The organism is Cupriavidus sp. Met-2, assembly GCF_049843575.1.
In the GTDB taxonomy this organism is placed as follows: Bacteria; Pseudomonadota; Gammaproteobacteria; order Burkholderiales; family Burkholderiaceae; genus Cupriavidus; species Cupriavidus metallidurans.
Window position 1 is genome coordinate 372,314 of sequence record NZ_JBBHZL010000005.1, and the last position, 15,487, is coordinate 387,800.

Sequence of the window (15,487 nt, forward strand, 5' to 3'; positions counted from 1 at the left end):
TGGAATCTACGTCATGAAACACCTCGTTCCGAGGCTGGCAAGCATGACGTCGCCCGGGCCGGCCGATGCTGGCGCCCTATCGCATTCGTATCCCGTCTCGCAGTTGATGGGTCAGGTCCGGTGTCCGAGATCGGCCATTTTCGGCCGTTTGCTCTCACGGTCATACGGTCATACAAGCGACCGGTCCGATCCAGCAACGGACCTTCGTGCTCGGATTGTGTTCTGCTGGTCGCCGGCCATAGCTGTCGCCTACCGTCCGAACTCTCCAAAACGCAAGCTGATTTCCAGCGGACAGGCTACGGTCACATCGATCAGTAATGCATGGGCGTGGGCGCTGGGACGGTACAGTTACCGTTCGGGCGGATCTTGGTAAAGACCGCAGCGTTGTTTCCTGTTTGCTCAGTCCGCTGGCCGTCTTCGCACGGAGGAAGGAACATGGCTCGCAGGCACTGCCATATCTTCCTCGACGAAACGGAGCAAAGCCTCGGCCAGTGCCTCTCGCGGATACGCGTTTTGCGTGACGAACAACGATCCGACCGTGTCATGCGTACGTGCGATGGGCACGGCGAGCGCCCAATGGTCAGCGTTGACATAGCCAAGAAGCGTACTCCCGGGCACGATCTGGTCATAGAAAATCATCTGGCTGTCGTTGCGCGCGTCGATGCGGGACAGCTTGTTGTAGCTCGATCTGAGAATCGACGAAATGCGCTCCGGTTGCGGGAACGTGACGATCGAGTAGATGGGCAGATCGTATGGCAGAGGGTTCTGTGCAAGCCATGCTTTGCGTGTCTGAGGCCGCAAGCTCTCCACCGCACCGCCATCTCCCGACGAGCACGTCGCACCCGGGAAGTGCCGCAGCAAGTCGGCCTGATACTGCTCGGCATCATTGGCGAGTGGCGACCCACCGACGGCGCCGGCCGCGCTAACCACGGCGGCCACACGGCTGCGGATCTCTGGGTACGTGACGACGGCCTCGAGGATATCGGGTGCGCCCTTTGAATAGCCCATCAATACAATGCGCGGTTCGTTGACCGCGAGCGACATGTCCATGATCGCGTCACGGATCTGACGGGCGTTGTTCGTCGAACTCGAAAGCGCGTCGACGGTGATCATCGTCGCGTCATAGCCGAATTCGCGCAAATGGGTTACGACAGTTCCCGGTGGATCCAGCCATGGCTTAAAACATTCGTACCCGATGCCTGCCACAACTGCTGCGATGAGATGCCGTTTCGATGGACCGAGATCGACAGGCTTGCCGGTGCCAGCAGGTTCGCTGCCCACACGGGTCAGTGCCTCGTCGCAAGGACGGTAATCGGGAAGGGCTGAGCCACGGGTCTGGAGCACAGCACAATAGATTTCGCGAAAGCGCCCCCGCTTGTCCGTCACTCCGGCGAGGGGCGCCGGCACCAGCACGAGCGGAGGCGTATCAGTCGAATAGGGGACGATCGGCTTCGATGCACATGCACCGAGCACGAGGCTCGCCACGAGCGCCGTCGAGCACGCGAAGCTCGCCAACCATGCACGGATCACGCGGAACGCCGGCGTCGCACCGTCGGCTTGTGATTCAGTGCTCAGCGTGTCGAGCTGCATCGTCGCTCTCCTCGCTTTGGAAACGCTCTCGCTGCTCAAGATAGGGCACCCAGTCAAGAAACTGCACATCCGAAACGCTGAGCGGACGGGTCACGAAAAACAGAACCGCACGTAACCCGTCGGTGTGGTAAGTCGCATTGCCCAGTGTCGTCCGCGGATAATGCAGCGAAGCAGCACCGACGCCATACACGAAGCCGAGCTTCTCGAGGCCGCCCGAATACATCATGTCCTGGACAAACAGATTTCTGGCCTCATCGACGTCACTTTGCAAGAGCACGGATTGATCGTCGGTACGTGCGAAACGCCCGCCAACGGGGCGTCCAACTTGGGCGACGAAGACAGGCTGCCCCTGAAATCGAATGGGCGTGAGCCATCCGCGTATCCATATCGCAGGTGCGCCGGCCTGTGCCTGCTTGCGCGTGACTACGTCCGGTTGACGGTCGAACACCCGCTGAGGGAGGTCGGACTGGCGCAGATCGCGCCGGTAGTTTCGACGCACTGCCGCAGCGCTGATGTCGTCGATCTCGCCGACAATCACCGCGTTCAATGGATCGCCCTGACCGGTGCCGCTTGCATCCGTGGCGCAGGCTGGCAGCGTCTCGAGTGCGGCCCGCAGCGACGCCAGGTCGGTGTAGTTCTGGATGTCGGCTTCGGGGTAGCGGAATATGAGCAGCGACCGCGATGCGGCCATAGAGCGTTCGTCGTCTGGCACCTGCAGATACAGCGTGAACGGTATCAAGGTATTGCTGCCGAAGAAATCGATATTGACGAACTTTGTGATGTAGTCGGGATTGGTGAACAGCAGGCCGGCGCGGGTCTGCCCGGGCTGGATGGGGTTCCTGAACCCAAGACCGTTGAAGTAAGCGTCGATGCGCCGGTTAATCGTCCCGCCAAGCAGGGTGTGCAACGACCATGCCACCTCGAGCGGCGAGAAGTAGTCCGGGTCGGTGCCCGAACGCAGCAGCCACAGCGGTTGGGCCGTCCCGTTATGGATCTCCACCCATACCGGCTGCACGCGCATCCTCGTCACGTCGGCACCTAGCATGCGCTTGCTATCCTCCTTGCCGAGTACGGTCGCACTGACACGCACGTCGCGGCTGGTCGCGCTGATGGCGCGCTCGCGCAGCGGACCGTCGCCGGCATCGGTGGGCGGCTGCCATGTTGCGCACGCACCGAGCGCAAGCAGCAGAGCGCTGGATGCACCGCGTCGCAACAAGACGCACAGGCGCCCGGACGCACTCATGGCTTCGCTCCGGGCTTGATTTCAGTGTTTGTTGTCGAAGTTGGATACTTGAGCAAGTCTTCCATGTTCCACGGAAACAGGCTGATTCCCGAGAGCAATGTCGGCGCGCGGTCGAACACCAGTACGACACGGTATCCATTCGTGTAGTAGGGGTCAGTCGTCAGATTTTCGCGCGGCGCGTCCGGCCGTGCGCCGCCAACGCCCCCGACGAATCCGACCTTGACGAGATTCTGCGAATACCCCATGTCCTCCGTGAGCGCCGCGCGGGCTTCGTCGACGTCAGGGTCGATCTTGTGGGTGACAAGCGTTGGCGAGTGAGTCGTAAGACGGACGCCGATGTCACGGCTAATCTGGCCTATCCAGACGGGCTTGCCCTGGTAGCGCATTGGAGTCAGCCAGAGTCGCAGATGGTTGCGCTGGTGGATGGTATCCCGCGCCTTCTGCAATGCGAGATCCTGCGGGCGCCCGAAGACATACAGATCGCTTACGGGCGCGTTGGCATAGCGCTCGCCAGACAGGGCCGACGTGATCATCTTCATGATCGCGCCTGACCACTTCTGCTCGGCCGGTTGCCAGCCCCGGCGCACGAGCGCGGGAAACGCGTCGTCCAGCCCGCCCACGATCACCAGATTGAGCGGATCACCATTCATCGAACCGTCTTCGTTGGTCGAGCAGCAAGGCAGCGCTTCGAGCACCGCACGAAATGCGTCGTCGTCCGTGTAGTCCACGATTTTGTCGGGCGGATAGACGTCGCGCAGAAAAACTTCACTGGCCTTGTAGTCGGCCCGGAAGCCTGGGACTGGTATCAGGATCGAGAATGTCGTTGCGCGACTACTCGCGACCAGGTCCAGTTGAACGAGCTTGACAGCCGCGTTCAGGTTGGTGAGCACAAAGCCCGAGACCGTCTTCCCCGGTGGGATGGAATTGTGAAAAGCGAGCGCGCCAAAGCGCGCCTCGAGCCTGGCTGCGACATCTTGCGACGCGCCGTCAGCGAACGCTTCGGCCCCTTCAGACGCGGGAAGGAAGTTCGGGTCCATGCCTGGCGACAGCAGGAAGTAATTGCGATCGTCGTTGTTCTGCACCTCGACCCATACCGGCTGAATCTTCTTCTTTGCCAGAGGGACACCATACACGGCGGCGCTTTCCTCTGCGGAAAGAACGGCTGCCGATACACGCAATGCGCCCTGGACGCGAGTCACCGCGCGGCTGCGGTAATCACTTCCTGATACATCAGCAGGTGGGACGGCACAGCCAGCGATCGAGCAGGCGATGATCACGACAGCCAAAATGTGCGTCTCGATGCATTTCATCATGGCCTCTCGCGAGTATGGCCGGCGCTTGTAACGCACACTCCCGGTTGCATCGCGTTTCTGCGGGCCCGCGTGAGTCGCTCAAATGGCACTTCACGTGATGAAAAATAATTATAGGTCGCCGACGGTCCGCCTGAAGGTCTTGTGTGCCTTCGCCGCCAGATTCGCGGTGGCGGCGGTGCTGAGTGCAGGCGCGATTGGCGGTTACCTCTCGACAACTACGCGGAGAAGTACCAAGCCGTACTGCTGCAATATCTTCCGGGCTCGACCTGCACATCGGGTGATGGTTGGGCCGTGCATAGCCTAGGACTGACGACCCGCAAAGCGTGGCTCGCTCGCGCAGCACCCGCTTCCGGGCGAACTGCATTACTACTCGATCATAAGATTCCCTGAGTCGGAACGCATCTCGTCTATCCTGAAAACGAGCTACAGCAAGCTCTCGCGCGTTGACTCCGACTGTTTTTGTCGCAGCAGCATAATTGAAAAGACGTGGGCAGAAGTGTGACGCGGTAGTGCTGTACACGATGAGTTTCAACCACGATGGAGAACAAATCATGCTTAAACGTCTGATATCGATTCTCGCAGTCTTGTCGCTGCTGTTACCGATTTCTTCTGCCTGGGCGGACGAGTACACCGACACGATCAAACTCTTCAAGAATGCAGGAGAAAGTGGCCAGCTCCTCAAATCTGCTTACGGCTACGCGGTATTTCCTACAATTGGCAAGGGGGCTGTCGGCATAGGTGGGGCCCATGGCAAGGGCCGTGTGTACGAAAAGGGAAAGTATATCGGCGACACATCGATGACCCAGGTGACCGTGGGCCTGCAGCTCGGCGGCGAAGCCTATAGCGAGATGATCGTGTTCGAGGATGAACGGGCGCTCAAGGAATTTACCGGTGGTAACTTTGAGTTCGGCGCAGATGCCTCTGCGGTTGCGATTACGGCGGCTGCGGGCGCACAGACAAGCACGACAGGCACGTCTGCGCGTGCGAGCGCCGGCAAGAAAGACGCCAAGACCGCGGGTGGCTATCACAAGGGCATGGCGACATTTACAGTGACCAAGGGCGGCTTGATGTACGAGGCGAGCATTGGTGGCCAGAAGTTCAGCTACAAGCCTCACTGACTCTCGCTACGGGGGGCAAAAAATCAATGAGCTTGTTCTCAGGGCTTAGGGGAAGCGACTTGGATACGCTTTTGTTCTTGGCCTCACTTCCGTTCTCAGAAGTAGTATCGCCAGTCGAATACTTGTATTAGCACCACAAGCCATACGGTGTGCAGAGATGGAGCAGCGGCGCAGATCGGTAAAACTGTCCAGGCGCCGGTCGGGACATCCGCACCGGCGAGGAACACCTGTCGAAAATCCCACGAGGAACGATGACAGCTCCGCCTCGGAAGCAGTCGTTCAGATGGTCCCACCCCGATTGGCCGCAATGGGTCGATCAGCGACAACCATGACCCTGGCGATCGGCGCCCGCTCAGATCGTCCAGGAAGATCGATCAACCCGTCTTCGTTCAGCCTATTCGCCAGCTCGTACTGCCCTCCCCCGTCAACCCTGTTGCCCCGATACGAAAGCGCCAGCCGGTTCGCTTTGGCGAGCCTCGGCCAGAATCCAGTCCAGAAATGCATTCTGCGCGGCGCTCCGTGGCCGCTGTGCGTCGACACAGGTGAAATAGCCGCGCCCGGTGTCGACTCGCAAATCAAAAGGCATCACCAGTTCACCGGCTTCCAGCTCGCGTTCGATCAGGCAGGGTTGCGTTAGCGCGATACCCAGTCCGGCCTTCGCCGCAAAGATCAGATTGATGCTCAGGTCGTAGCCTGGGCCCAGCTTGGGTGCGACCCCGAGTCCGGCCACCTTGGCCCAGAGCGCCCAGTTTTCCGGGAAGTTCGTATGGTGGAGCAGCGCCTCTTCAAGCAAGTCTCTGGGACGCTTCAGGCGCGAAAGCAACGATGGCGCGCAGACCGGAACGAGTTCGCGTCCGAGAAGGTATTTCACCTGCATTCTGGCCGGCCAACGTCGCTTGGGACGCTTCACCTCAATCCAGATGTCGATGTCATCGCGGCTGAAGTCTTCGTCATGGCGAAATTGCCGCATTTCGACGTCCACATCCGGGTGCGCCGCCCTGAAGCGCGCGAGGCGGGGAAGCAGCCATTGAGTACCGAGCGTGGGAATCACGCTCAGCCGCAGTTTCCCGTCAGCGCGTGGCCCCTGAAGTCTGGTCGCCGCAGCCTCGAGGGCCAGCACATGGCGCTCCGTCAATTTGCGTAACTGGCGGCCTTCTTCGGTCAGCGCCACACCCTGCGATGATCGCTCGAACAACTGGCAATCACCCAGGTGCTGCTCCAGACGTTGCACGGCTCTGCTGACAGCCGCCTGGGTGACGCAAAGTTCCTCGGCCGCCAGGCGGAAGCTGCGCAGGCGGCTCACCGCCAGAAAGGCATGCAGTTCCACCAGTGAAGGAGAGCGAATTTTCATGGGTCATTACATTTTGTTATCGTGCTCAATGGTTTTGTCGTTTGCTTGCGGATCTGCGTCTGCTTAACCTTCGGACAACGCTAACTCGCACGCCGGCAATGTCCATCAATCGTCGCACCTTTCTCAAAGCAACCGCCCTTGGCAGCCTTGGTGGCCTGGAACTGCCCGCCTTTGCCGCCGACAAATATCCCACACGCCCGATCACTCTGGTTGTGCCGTTCTCCCCGGGTGGCTCGGTCGACGTGTCCGGTCGCCTGATCGCCGAAAGGTTGGGCAGAGCGATTGGCCAGCCTGTGGTAATCGACAACCGGCCCGGCGCCGGGGGCGCCATCGGTTCGACGTATGTAGCGAAAGCACAGCCGGACGGCTACACGCTCATCGTCACCTCGCAGAGCACGCATGTCGTGAATCCGGCGATGAACCCCAAGCTGCCCTATGACGCTGTGAAGGGCTTCTCGAATATCACGCTCATCAGCCGACTGTCAAACGTGCTGCTGTGCAATGCATCGCTGCCGATTCGCAACTTCGCCGAACTGGTCAAGTACGCGCGGGCCAATCCCACCGCGCTGAACTATGCAAGTGCCGGGACGGGTTCGGTGTCACACGTCAGCATGGAGCTTCTCAAAGCCCAGGCGGGTATCCCGATGACGCATGTGCCATATCGGGGCGCCGGTACAGCGTTGACCGACCTGCTGGGCGGGTCGGTGCAACTGACCTGGAACAATTTGTCCTCCAACCTCGACCACATCCTGCAAGGCAAATTGCGTGCGCTGGCCGTGGCGGCACCGGCGCGCGTGCCGCAACTGCCGGATGTGCCAACCTTTGCCGAACTCAAGCTGCCTGACCTGAATGAGACATCATGGACCGGCCTTGCCGCCCCGGCAGGGACGCCGCATGCAATTGTTCAACAGCTCTACGTCGCGGTACGCAAGATCCTTGCGGAACCTTCGACTCGGTCCATCTGGACTGCGAAGGGCATGATCGTGCCCGAGGACATTACGCCGGAAGCCTATACCAGGGAAACGGAGCAGCGCATCAAGTTCTACCAGCGCATCGCCAAAGACAACCACATCACTTTGGATTGACGATGGCCATCGATTCCAAGGCGAGTACAGCGCTTCCCGACCTGCTCCCCCTGCACGACGAGCTTGCCGCGCTGCGACAGCACATCCATCGGCATCCGGAGCTGGCCTTTGAGGAGCACGACACTGCGGATCTGGTTGCCGGGAAGTTGCAGGAATGGGGATACCACGTAACGCGCGGCATCGGAAAGACGGGGCTGGTTGGCCAGCTGCGCGTGGGAAACGGTGACAGGTGTCTTGGCCTGCGCGCCGACATGGATGCCCTGCCTATCCAGGAAGACACCGGGCTTCCCTACGCCAGCATCCGGCCCGGCCTCATGCATGCCTGTGGACACGATGGCCACACCGCGATGCTGCTTGGTGCGGCAAAGCACCTTGCGGCCACACGGAACTTCTCCGGTACGTTGAACCTGATCTTTCAGCCTGCAGAGGAGCGCGGGTTCGACAGCGGCGCCAAGGCCATGGTGGCGGATGGTTTGTTCGATCGCTTTCCTTGCGACATGGTGTTCGCCATGCACAACCATCCCGGTGCACCCCAAGGCCGGTTCCTGATGCGTCCGGGACCGTTTCTCGCCGCGGGCGATCGGGTGTTCATCAAGGTCATCGGCCTGGGCGGCCACGCCGCGCGCCCTCATCTGGCGGTCGATCCGCTTGTGGCAGCGGCTGCCATCGTCATGGCACTCCAGACCGTAGTCTCCCGCAACGTCCCCCCAAACGAGTCGGCAGTACTCACGGTTGGCCGGCTACGCGCGGGAGACGCACTGAACGTCATTCCGGCCGAAGCCGAAATCGGCATCAGCGTGCGCTCGTTCAGCCCGGAGGTGCGCGCACTATTGAAGGATCGCATCACCACGCTGGTCCACATGACTGCCGAATCGTATGGCGCGAAAGCTGAGATCCGCTATGTGGAAGGCTACCCGGTTGTCGACAACGCCGCCGACGCGGTTGCCCTGGCGGCGGAAGTTGCCACGGCGCTTGTTGGCCCGGAGGACGTGGACCGCGACTATCCGAGGATGATGGGTAGCGAGGACTTCGCCTACATGCTGCAGGAATGCCCGGGGGCGCTCGTCCGCATTGGTAACGGCCCATCTGACGGCGGGCGCGGCTTGCACAATCCGCGCTACGACTTCAATGACCGCAACCTGGCGTTGGGTGCAGCGTATTGGTGCCGACTGACAGAGACGTTCCTGGCCTGAGCCCAGCCTGGGAGACGAAAGCAGTGCCTGCGGCGGCGAAGAGGGGCAATCGAACAACCCGCATGGGTCGGGCAGAGGCGGCCTCGGCTTCTTAGCGGCCGTCCGTCCGCGACCATGCGCAGCCGTTCGCCACTCTCTTGAAGCCGGGCATTCAATCGGCTTCGATTGCGGAAGCTGCCGGCATCAAGCCAATGAGCCAATGTGCGGTTTCGCACCGTACAAGGCCCACTGTTATTAATCACAGTAGACCGCGGCGTAGTGCACTCTCATCATACCGACAGCTGCAAGGATGTTTAGGGTCACTCCATGCGTTCCGATGGTCGACGCACGAACAGCGGCCGGACTCGCACTTCGGTCGACTGAGAGTATCCTGCTGAGCCACTCTCCGCTGCACGGAAACAGCCTCAATCACATCCGGCAAGCCGAACGGAGACACCCATGCAGTGGCTTTCACGGGAACACCCCGGGATCGATCAGATCGCCAGCCCATGGCTGATTGCGCGCTTCATCGATGACACGCCAGACTTCCTGTTCGTGCCACCGGGAGACGTGCTCCGCATTGCCAATGAAACCGGCGCAATTCCATATGACGTCCCAAATGCCGAGCTCACGACCGCAAACGAGCTTTGCAGCTTCGACGAACTTCTGGACAAGTACTACCTTGCCGGCGACCCCGCGCTGCAGTTGATGGCGGGAATCGTACGCGGAGCGAGTACGTCGCGGCTGGAGCTGACCCCACAGTCAAGCGGGCTCCGTGCCATTTCACTCGGACTGTCCCGCATTTTCGCTGACGACCGCGAGTTGCTCGAATATGGCATGGTGATGTACGACGCGCTGTATGCATGGTGTCTGAGCTGCCAACCAGAAACGCATGTGCCAGCCACGCGACTGCCAAAGCGAAGCTAGTCGAGACCGGCAAGCCGTCCAACGGCAGCTGGACGCGTCAAGTTCGAAAGCACTGTGCCGTACATTAGCAACGAAGCAGGCGACGCCCCGGAATATGGCCGAGTCCCGCAAATGTCGGTCAATCACGTACGGTGGCCAGGAAACTCAATCCTGCAAAACTACCTGCGACACATGCAATCCGTGCCGCGACATTCGGCCGAAAATCACAACATGCTCGCGCACTTTCGGCACTCGCCCTTTCAGTCGATTATCAAGACAAACTCGACCCGAGAACTGATCGAAGGTTAGCCACACCCTTTTGTCACACCCCCTACCCGGGCCGCTAGGCACTGCGTCCACCACCGCGTCGAACGGGCCACTCGGTGTGCCGCTTACGAAACTCCATGTCGTCATCCAACCCGAGGGCGCGAGCGCCATACAAAACGACAATAATAGGACCGCAGCTGGGTACAAGAAGATCCAGCGCCCCCAGGCAGGCGGATGCTTGGTGCTGGCATTGCCGCCGTCTCGACTCAATCCTCTGAGCATCACTGGGACGACTGGCACCGACAAAATGAAAACCGCCCAGTTGACTTCGTCACCGGGCGTTGTCAGGAACCCCCCGCTGAAGGCGACGTGTCCGAACATGCCGCCCGCCATAAAGACCAAAGCTGGGTAGGCCACCCACCGAGATGGCCGCATTGTTTTTCCCGTTGAAATCAAACGTAGACCTCCATCCATGCGTCTCAGAGCTCAGATTTATGGGAACTTAAGAATCTCACTCTGAAGCCATCGGATGTCTCAAATGGCTTGGTGGTTGCTTCTGAGGCCAGCACGACCCGCACGTGATCGCGCAGACGTCGCAGCGTCCCCTTATCAGCGTTTATCGCAATAGAAGCGACTGCGGATTATAGAGAAAGCGTGGATTCGAAACCTGTTGGGCTCGCTGAATGTCGCAGGTGAAAGTCAGAATACAAGCGTTGCTGTAGCCAAGACGGTGGCAGTGCTATCCAGCCGGTTCTTGCTGGTGACCGTAGGCACCCAGCGCACGCTGAATGAAAGCGGCGCCTTGCCGCCAAGCTTGGTGTCGTACGTGACGATCGGCCCGATCGTGAAGTCGTGGCCGCGGAAGCCATTGAGGCGGTCGGCCGTGGGCCCGGTGTCGTTACCCAGCTGCTGAACCGTGCCCATGACGATCCCTGTACCCCAGGCGCCAAACTTCTTCAGCCCCATGACATCAAGCGTGAACAACGGCGCATTCTGATAGTCAGTGGCGCTGTTGCGCGTATAAAACTGGAACGCAGCCACGCCGTTAAACTCCAGCCCGTATTGCGGCATTACGTGCGTGAATGCGGCCTGCGGCACGAAGGTCCAGTTGTTCAGGCTCGGATTGGCCAGAGCGTTCTTGTCGTATTGCCCAGTGGGGGCCCAGACATTAAAGCTCAAGGCCATGTGGCTGTTCTGCGAGAAGTGAAAGCCGGCGATGATCGGGCTGAAATAGATATCGTAAAGATTCGACGCCCGATCCGAGGTGCCACGCGAGAAGCTGGCGCCGCCAGCGGTCACGCCCGCGTTGGCGTGCACCGAAGTCCAGACATAGGGTAGCGTGAAGCTCGAGGCAAAATTCCAAGCGCCGGGGCCCGTATCCCACACCTTCATCAATGTGGCCAGCGTGAACGCGATCTTCGCGTCAACGCCCAGCGTGGTACGGCCACCGATCGGCACCTGACGACCGCCGCTGATCGATCCGTCCATATAGAGTTGCTGGAGATTGGCTATCCATACCGGCTGGTCCGGGATTACGGCAACGTTGGACGACACGCTGGTGCCCGCCACCGGTCGGCCCAAAGCGCCCTCCGTGGCATGTCCAGCCAGCGGTGCCATCAGGTTGCCAGCGGCGATGGCGGCCAGGACGGGGCCACTTGCACGCTTCATGGTGAGTCTCCGTGTTAAGAGTGCTGCTACGACTTACAGTGGGTGCGGATGCGACATTACGAGGAAACGCGAAGACGCGCCTCACCCTTGGCCAACGCCATCCAAGAGAGGACAAAGGCGTTCTCAGATCCAGAATGCCGCCTTCGTCCAAGTGCCTTCCGCCTTTCCTGACGCGCTCTGCTTAGTCCACAGCCTGAGCCTGCGGAAAACTCCATGCGCCACGGACAATCTCGGCGTGCGGCCGATACAGGCGTACGGTGTAGTTCCACCCGGGAACAATGGGCAGGCAGTTGGGCAACTGTCCGTTGCACCCGCCGAACTGGATCGGAATCGACCCGTCACTGTTCTTCTTCGCTGTGATGTTGTTGACGGTGTAGGCATTGGCCGCGTTTCTCTGGAAGTAGCCTTCGGCGTTGTAAACGCTGATCGACCAGAATCCATCCACGGGCACATCCTTCACGTTCACCCGGTACACGGTCTTTCCGTCGTTCTTTTCCGGTGTGATGTTTAGGTAGATGGCGTCCTTGTCGGGGTTGCCACCCCAGCCAGCCGCCGTGCCCATCAGGTGACGCACCGGATCGACCTCGCCCTTCTTGCCGAATGACCTCTTGAAGTCCGGTGTCGCGGCCGACAATGCCAGCAGCGCGTCGCGCACCTTCTTCTGGCTGGCCTGGTCCCAGTTGGGCAGATCCAGCTTTCCCGTCGCTTTTTGGCTGACCTTGATGGCGTCCTGCAGCGCATGGACTTGCTTCAGGTCATTCAAATCGTTCGGATCCACCAACGTGCGGATGGCTGCGGCCACATAGCGCGTGCCGACGTTCTCGCGCGTCAACGTATGCGTGCCGGCACCGTAGAACACATTGGGTACATAGTGGTCCTCGCTGATGACCTGCAGCGACATGAAGCGCTTGCCCGGGTCCGGCATGGTAATTGTCACCGGGCCAGCATCGAGATCGAACACGCCCGAGGAATACAGCGTGTCACGGTTCAGGCGGATGACGGCCTGGTCATCAATCGACGCGGGCTCGCGCCGGTGCTGCAGCTTACCCACGCCACCCTGCTTTGCCACGCCGACGATATACATGTCGGACTCCGCCCGCACGAAGTTGTCTACCGTGACCGGCACGGGCGCGCCGGTCGCCTGAGCAGCGGCAATCTGGCCATAGGTCGTACTCACGCCAACGAGTGCGAAGCCCATCAAGGCGTTGAAAATCATTGTTCTCTTCACAGTTCCCCTCCGTCGTATCGGGTTTTCATAGTCACACCGGCGCCTTGGCGCCTGCGCCTGATTCTTACTCGGCCACCACCATGGGCGGCTGGCGCCATTGGCCAGACAGCATCTCCTGTTTCGGCAGGTACACGCGCAAGATGGCATAGAAAGACCCGTCAGGCGCCGGCAGCCAGTTGCTCGCCTTATCCTTGCCTGGACTGTCTTTCTGGACATACAGGGTGAGCCCACCGTCGCCATCGCGCTTGAGTTGGCCGAGCATCGAAGCGTTGATCAGATACCGGTTCAGAGGGTTAGCCACCAGCAGCTTGCTCTGGCCGTCATACATCGTTAGCGACCAGAACGCGTTGGCCGGCGGCAGTTTGTCCTTGTCGAAATGCAGCGTATAGCGCGTGGCGGCTGCATCCAGCGGCTTGCCTGCGGCATCCAGGAAGTAGCCGGGATAAATCGCCTCTTCCGCCGAGTTACCGAATATCCCCAGTACTGCCGCTGCATAGCGGTACATATAGTTGTTCTTCAGGTGCTCCCGTGTACCAAACAAGTCGCCGCTGGTGAGCTTCCTGGTGTCCAGTTGTGTCTTTTTGAATTCCACGAACTGGGACTTGCCATCAGCCATGCCGCCCGCCATGGCCTTCTGTATCTCTGGCGATAGCGAGTTTTTGTCGAACGACAGGCCGCGGCCCACACCGATCTTTGCGAAGCGCGCCATCACGTCCTGCTCACTCGGCACCGTCGGCGCGAACTGCAGCATGAAGTTCAGGTAGCGGAAGAAGGCCAACGAATCCGTGGCATCTGCGACGGGCTTCGGCCAGTCGATGGGGGAGGCTGGCGCTGGTGCCGGCTTGCCGAGAAACGCGCTCAGCGTCCGCACCTTGTAGCCGTTCTGGATGGCACGCACCCGGCGCAGGTCCTTGGCATTGAAGAGTTGCGTGCGATAAATGGCATAGGCGATGCTGGATTCGCTGCGAATCACGGCCTTCACGTTGGCTGGCTTCTCGCCGCTCCAGTCAGGGCCCACGATCATGTAATTTCCGCCTTGGTTGCCACTGGTGCGAGTGCCAAGATAGGCGAAGTTGTGCGTATAGAGATCGATCAGCTGAACGGAGTAGTAGCGCTTGCTCTCGATGGGCGGCAACGTCAACACCAGCGGCTCTGCGCGCAGGTCCATCCAGACGAATGAATATGGCGTGTCCGAATTGGGCGTGATGATCGCCGTGTCGTTCGGCGTGAAGACGTTGGCCGTGTTGCCTATCTGGTTAAACGGCGCTTTGAAGTTCGGACCGCCCTGGTCGACCGCCTGGGCGTAGAGCGTCTTGTACGCTTCGACGACCGGGTAGCCGTAGATGTAGGCTTCGCGCGCGATGGAGCGGACTTCCGCTTCATTGACTGCGCTCGCGGCTCTCTCGTCAGTTGCCTGTTCCGTCGCAGGACCAATCTTCACGGACTGGCATCCCGACAACGCAAAGACCGACAGCAAAGCGGCCACCAACAGATCCTTCATCGACATCACGGCTCCTAGACATTACAGCAGAGGGTTTCATGCTCCAAGTGCAGCACACATGGAAAATTGCGATGCCCAACAGCACGTGTTCACGGTCGGCTGCCACTGCCCGCACGATGATCTCGGCCGCTTTTTTCGAGGGCGATGGGGGCGACACCAACGTGCCGGTTCAGAAAAGCTAACTGCGCCGCGATACTGCTTGCGAACGCCGGTTCATCGTGCAAATGCAGCTCAAAGTGGTTACCTTCCACGAGATGGAACTCGCAGTACGGTATGCGCCTGGACGCCCGTCGCGCGGCACTGGCCGGGGTGATCGTGTCATGGGTTCCGGCCACGATCAAGGTAGGCGCGGCGACCTTGTGCGCGTGGCGAATCGGGCTGTAGAGTGGCACCTCCAGAAAGATGCGCGACAGTACCTTGTTCTCCCACGCCGCTCCCGCAGGCAGCAGCCTTGCATAACCATGCCAAGCGTCGTCGCCGGTCAACGCGGCCATATCACCGTGACGACCGATGATCGGGCTGTAGTGCTCGCGACGAATGACGCTGCCGCAGAGGTCGCGCATGGCCGCAAGCATCATGCGCAGCAAGAGATGGAAGGGTACCTGCTTCATGCTGGCCAGCCCACTGACATGCGGGACTTGGGCAATGACGGCTCGGACCCGATGATCTGCAGCAGCAGTCTGGATGACGTGCCCGCCCGAGAACGATGTCCCCCACAACACCATGCGATCGGCGTCAACCTCTGGGAGTGAGCTCACATGTGCGATGGCAGCGACCCAGTCCTGCAGGTGGCGGCGCGGGCTGACCCAGTGCCGCGGGTTGCCTTCGCTGTCGCCGAAGTTCCGGTAATCGAAGAGATATGCGGCGTAGCCTTCGGCCACGAACCGCTCGGCAAAGGCAGACAGACCGGCGGCGCGAATGGCGCCGAATCCGTGCGCCATGATGATGACGGGCGGGCGCGTCCCCTGGCTCGGCAGCATCAGCGTGGCCGCGCAACGCTCACCGTGGCTTTGGAAGGAAGAATCAATGCTGACCATGCAAGGCT

The 15,487-nt window shown here is 60.4% G+C and carries 12 protein-coding genes; 4 read left to right on the forward strand and 8 right to left on the reverse strand.

The genetic code is table 11. From position 1 onward, the window contains the following. Window positions 1–399 precede the first annotated feature (399 nt). From WD006_RS14325 to WD006_RS14335, 3 genes are read right to left on the reverse strand one after another with little or no spacing between them, the layout of a single operon-like run. Window positions 400–1,590 (reverse strand): hypothetical protein, encoded by a 1,191-nt coding sequence (locus WD006_RS14325; protein ID WP_011519619.1) that lies wholly within the window; start codon window positions 1,588–1,590, stop codon window positions 400–402. Further along, the gene (locus tag WD006_RS14330; RefSeq protein ID WP_029306612.1) at window positions 1,565–2,833 is read right to left on the reverse strand and encodes an LssY C-terminal domain-containing protein; all 1,269 of its coding nucleotides are present in this window, start codon (window positions 2,831–2,833) and stop codon (window positions 1,565–1,567) included. The genes WD006_RS14325 and WD006_RS14330 overlap by 26 nt, the downstream gene beginning before the upstream one ends. Beyond that, the gene (locus WD006_RS14335) at window positions 2,830–4,143 is read right to left on the reverse strand and encodes an LssY C-terminal domain-containing protein (protein ID WP_011519621.1); all 1,314 of its coding nucleotides are present in this window, start codon (window positions 4,141–4,143) and stop codon (window positions 2,830–2,832) included. Before WD006_RS14335 ends, WD006_RS14330 begins: the two co-directional genes overlap by 4 nt. Before the next feature lie 554 nt (window positions 4,144–4,697). Between WD006_RS14335 and WD006_RS14340 the strand changes: the two genes are divergently transcribed. Further along, window positions 4,698–5,264 carry a YSC84-related protein gene (locus tag WD006_RS14340; protein WP_011519623.1) on the forward strand — a complete coding sequence of 189 codons (567 nt, stop codon included), beginning with the start codon at window positions 4,698–4,700 and terminating at the stop codon, window positions 5,262–5,264. Window positions 5,265–5,688: 424 nt separating this feature from the next. Here WD006_RS14340 and WD006_RS14345 read toward each other — a convergent pair whose 3' ends face one another. Next, window positions 5,689–6,615, reverse strand: coding sequence for a LysR substrate-binding domain-containing protein (locus WD006_RS14345; RefSeq protein ID WP_011519624.1), 927 nt, complete (start codon window positions 6,613–6,615; stop codon window positions 5,689–5,691). Window positions 6,616–6,713: 98 nt separating this feature from the next. On the opposite strand from WD006_RS14345, the gene WD006_RS14350 reads away from it, so the two are divergent. The 3 genes from WD006_RS14350 (at window position 6,714) to WD006_RS14360 (ending at window position 9,799) form a co-directional block, all read left to right on the forward strand. Then, window positions 6,714–7,700, forward strand: coding sequence for a Bug family tripartite tricarboxylate transporter substrate binding protein (locus WD006_RS14350; protein ID WP_029306613.1), 987 nt, complete (start codon window positions 6,714–6,716; stop codon window positions 7,698–7,700). 2 nt (window positions 7,701–7,702) lie between these two features. After that, the gene (locus WD006_RS14355) at window positions 7,703–8,893 is read left to right on the forward strand and encodes a M20 aminoacylase family protein (protein WP_029306614.1); all 1,191 of its coding nucleotides are present in this window, start codon (window positions 7,703–7,705) and stop codon (window positions 8,891–8,893) included. 438 nt (window positions 8,894–9,331) lie between these two features. Next, on the forward strand, window positions 9,332–9,799 hold the full coding sequence (locus WD006_RS14360) for a chromate resistance protein ChrB domain-containing protein (protein WP_029306615.1): 468 nt from the start codon (window positions 9,332–9,334) through the stop codon (window positions 9,797–9,799). Window positions 9,800–10,744: 945 nt separating this feature from the next. Here WD006_RS14360 and WD006_RS14365 read toward each other — a convergent pair. The 4 genes from WD006_RS14365 to WD006_RS14380 all read right to left on the reverse strand — a co-directional run bounded on the left by WD006_RS14365 (window position 10,745) and on the right by WD006_RS14380 (window position 15,479). Continuing rightward, a complete protein-coding gene (locus WD006_RS14365) occupies window positions 10,745–11,713 on the reverse strand; it encodes a SphA family protein (RefSeq protein WP_029306616.1) in 969 nt (322 codons plus the stop codon). Window positions 11,714–11,894: 181 nt separating this feature from the next. Further along, a complete protein-coding gene (locus WD006_RS14370) occupies window positions 11,895–12,929 on the reverse strand; it encodes a DUF1254 domain-containing protein (RefSeq protein WP_029306617.1) in 1,035 nt (344 codons plus the stop codon). 76 nt (window positions 12,930–13,005) lie between these two features. Next, window positions 13,006–14,448 carry a DUF1254 domain-containing protein gene (locus tag WD006_RS14375; protein WP_029306618.1) on the reverse strand — a complete coding sequence of 481 codons (1,443 nt, stop codon included), beginning with the start codon at window positions 14,446–14,448 and terminating at the stop codon, window positions 13,006–13,008. A gap of 83 nt (window positions 14,449–14,531) precedes the next feature. Next, window positions 14,532–15,479 carry an alpha/beta hydrolase gene (locus WD006_RS14380; RefSeq protein ID WP_029306619.1) on the reverse strand — a complete coding sequence of 316 codons (948 nt, stop codon included), beginning with the start codon at window positions 15,477–15,479 and terminating at the stop codon, window positions 14,532–14,534. Window positions 15,480–15,487: the final 8 nt, after the last annotated feature.

Excerpts from the sequence above, each read along its gene's own strand:
- WD006_RS14380 (WP_029306619.1), bottom strand. The coding sequence starts at position 15,479 with ATGGTCAGCATTGATTCTTCCTTCCAAAGCCACGGTGAGCGTTGCGCG.
- WD006_RS14340 (WP_011519623.1), top strand. The coding sequence starts at position 4,698 with ATGCTTAAACGTCTGATATCGATTCTCGCAGTCTTGTCGCTGCTGTTA.
- WD006_RS14325 (WP_011519619.1), bottom strand. The coding sequence starts at position 1,590 with ATGCAGCTCGACACGCTGAGCACTGAATCACAAGCCGACGGTGCGACG.
- WD006_RS14350 (WP_029306613.1), top strand. The coding sequence starts at position 6,714 with ATGTCCATCAATCGTCGCACCTTTCTCAAAGCAACCGCCCTTGGCAGC.
- WD006_RS14355 (WP_029306614.1), top strand. The coding sequence starts at position 7,703 with ATGGCCATCGATTCCAAGGCGAGTACAGCGCTTCCCGACCTGCTCCCC.
- WD006_RS14345 (WP_011519624.1), bottom strand. The coding sequence starts at position 6,615 with ATGAAAATTCGCTCTCCTTCACTGGTGGAACTGCATGCCTTTCTGGCG.
- WD006_RS14370 (WP_029306617.1), bottom strand. The coding sequence starts at position 12,929 with ATGATTTTCAACGCCTTGATGGGCTTCGCACTCGTTGGCGTGAGTACG.
- WD006_RS14360 (WP_029306615.1), top strand. The coding sequence starts at position 9,332 with ATGCAGTGGCTTTCACGGGAACACCCCGGGATCGATCAGATCGCCAGC.
- WD006_RS14335 (WP_011519621.1), bottom strand. The coding sequence starts at position 4,143 with ATGAAATGCATCGAGACGCACATTTTGGCTGTCGTGATCATCGCCTGC.
- WD006_RS14365 (WP_029306616.1), bottom strand. The coding sequence starts at position 11,713 with ATGAAGCGTGCAAGTGGCCCCGTCCTGGCCGCCATCGCCGCTGGCAAC.
- WD006_RS14375 (WP_029306618.1), bottom strand. The coding sequence starts at position 14,448 with ATGTCGATGAAGGATCTGTTGGTGGCCGCTTTGCTGTCGGTCTTTGCG.
- WD006_RS14330 (WP_029306612.1), bottom strand. The coding sequence starts at position 2,833 with ATGAGTGCGTCCGGGCGCCTGTGCGTCTTGTTGCGACGCGGTGCATCC.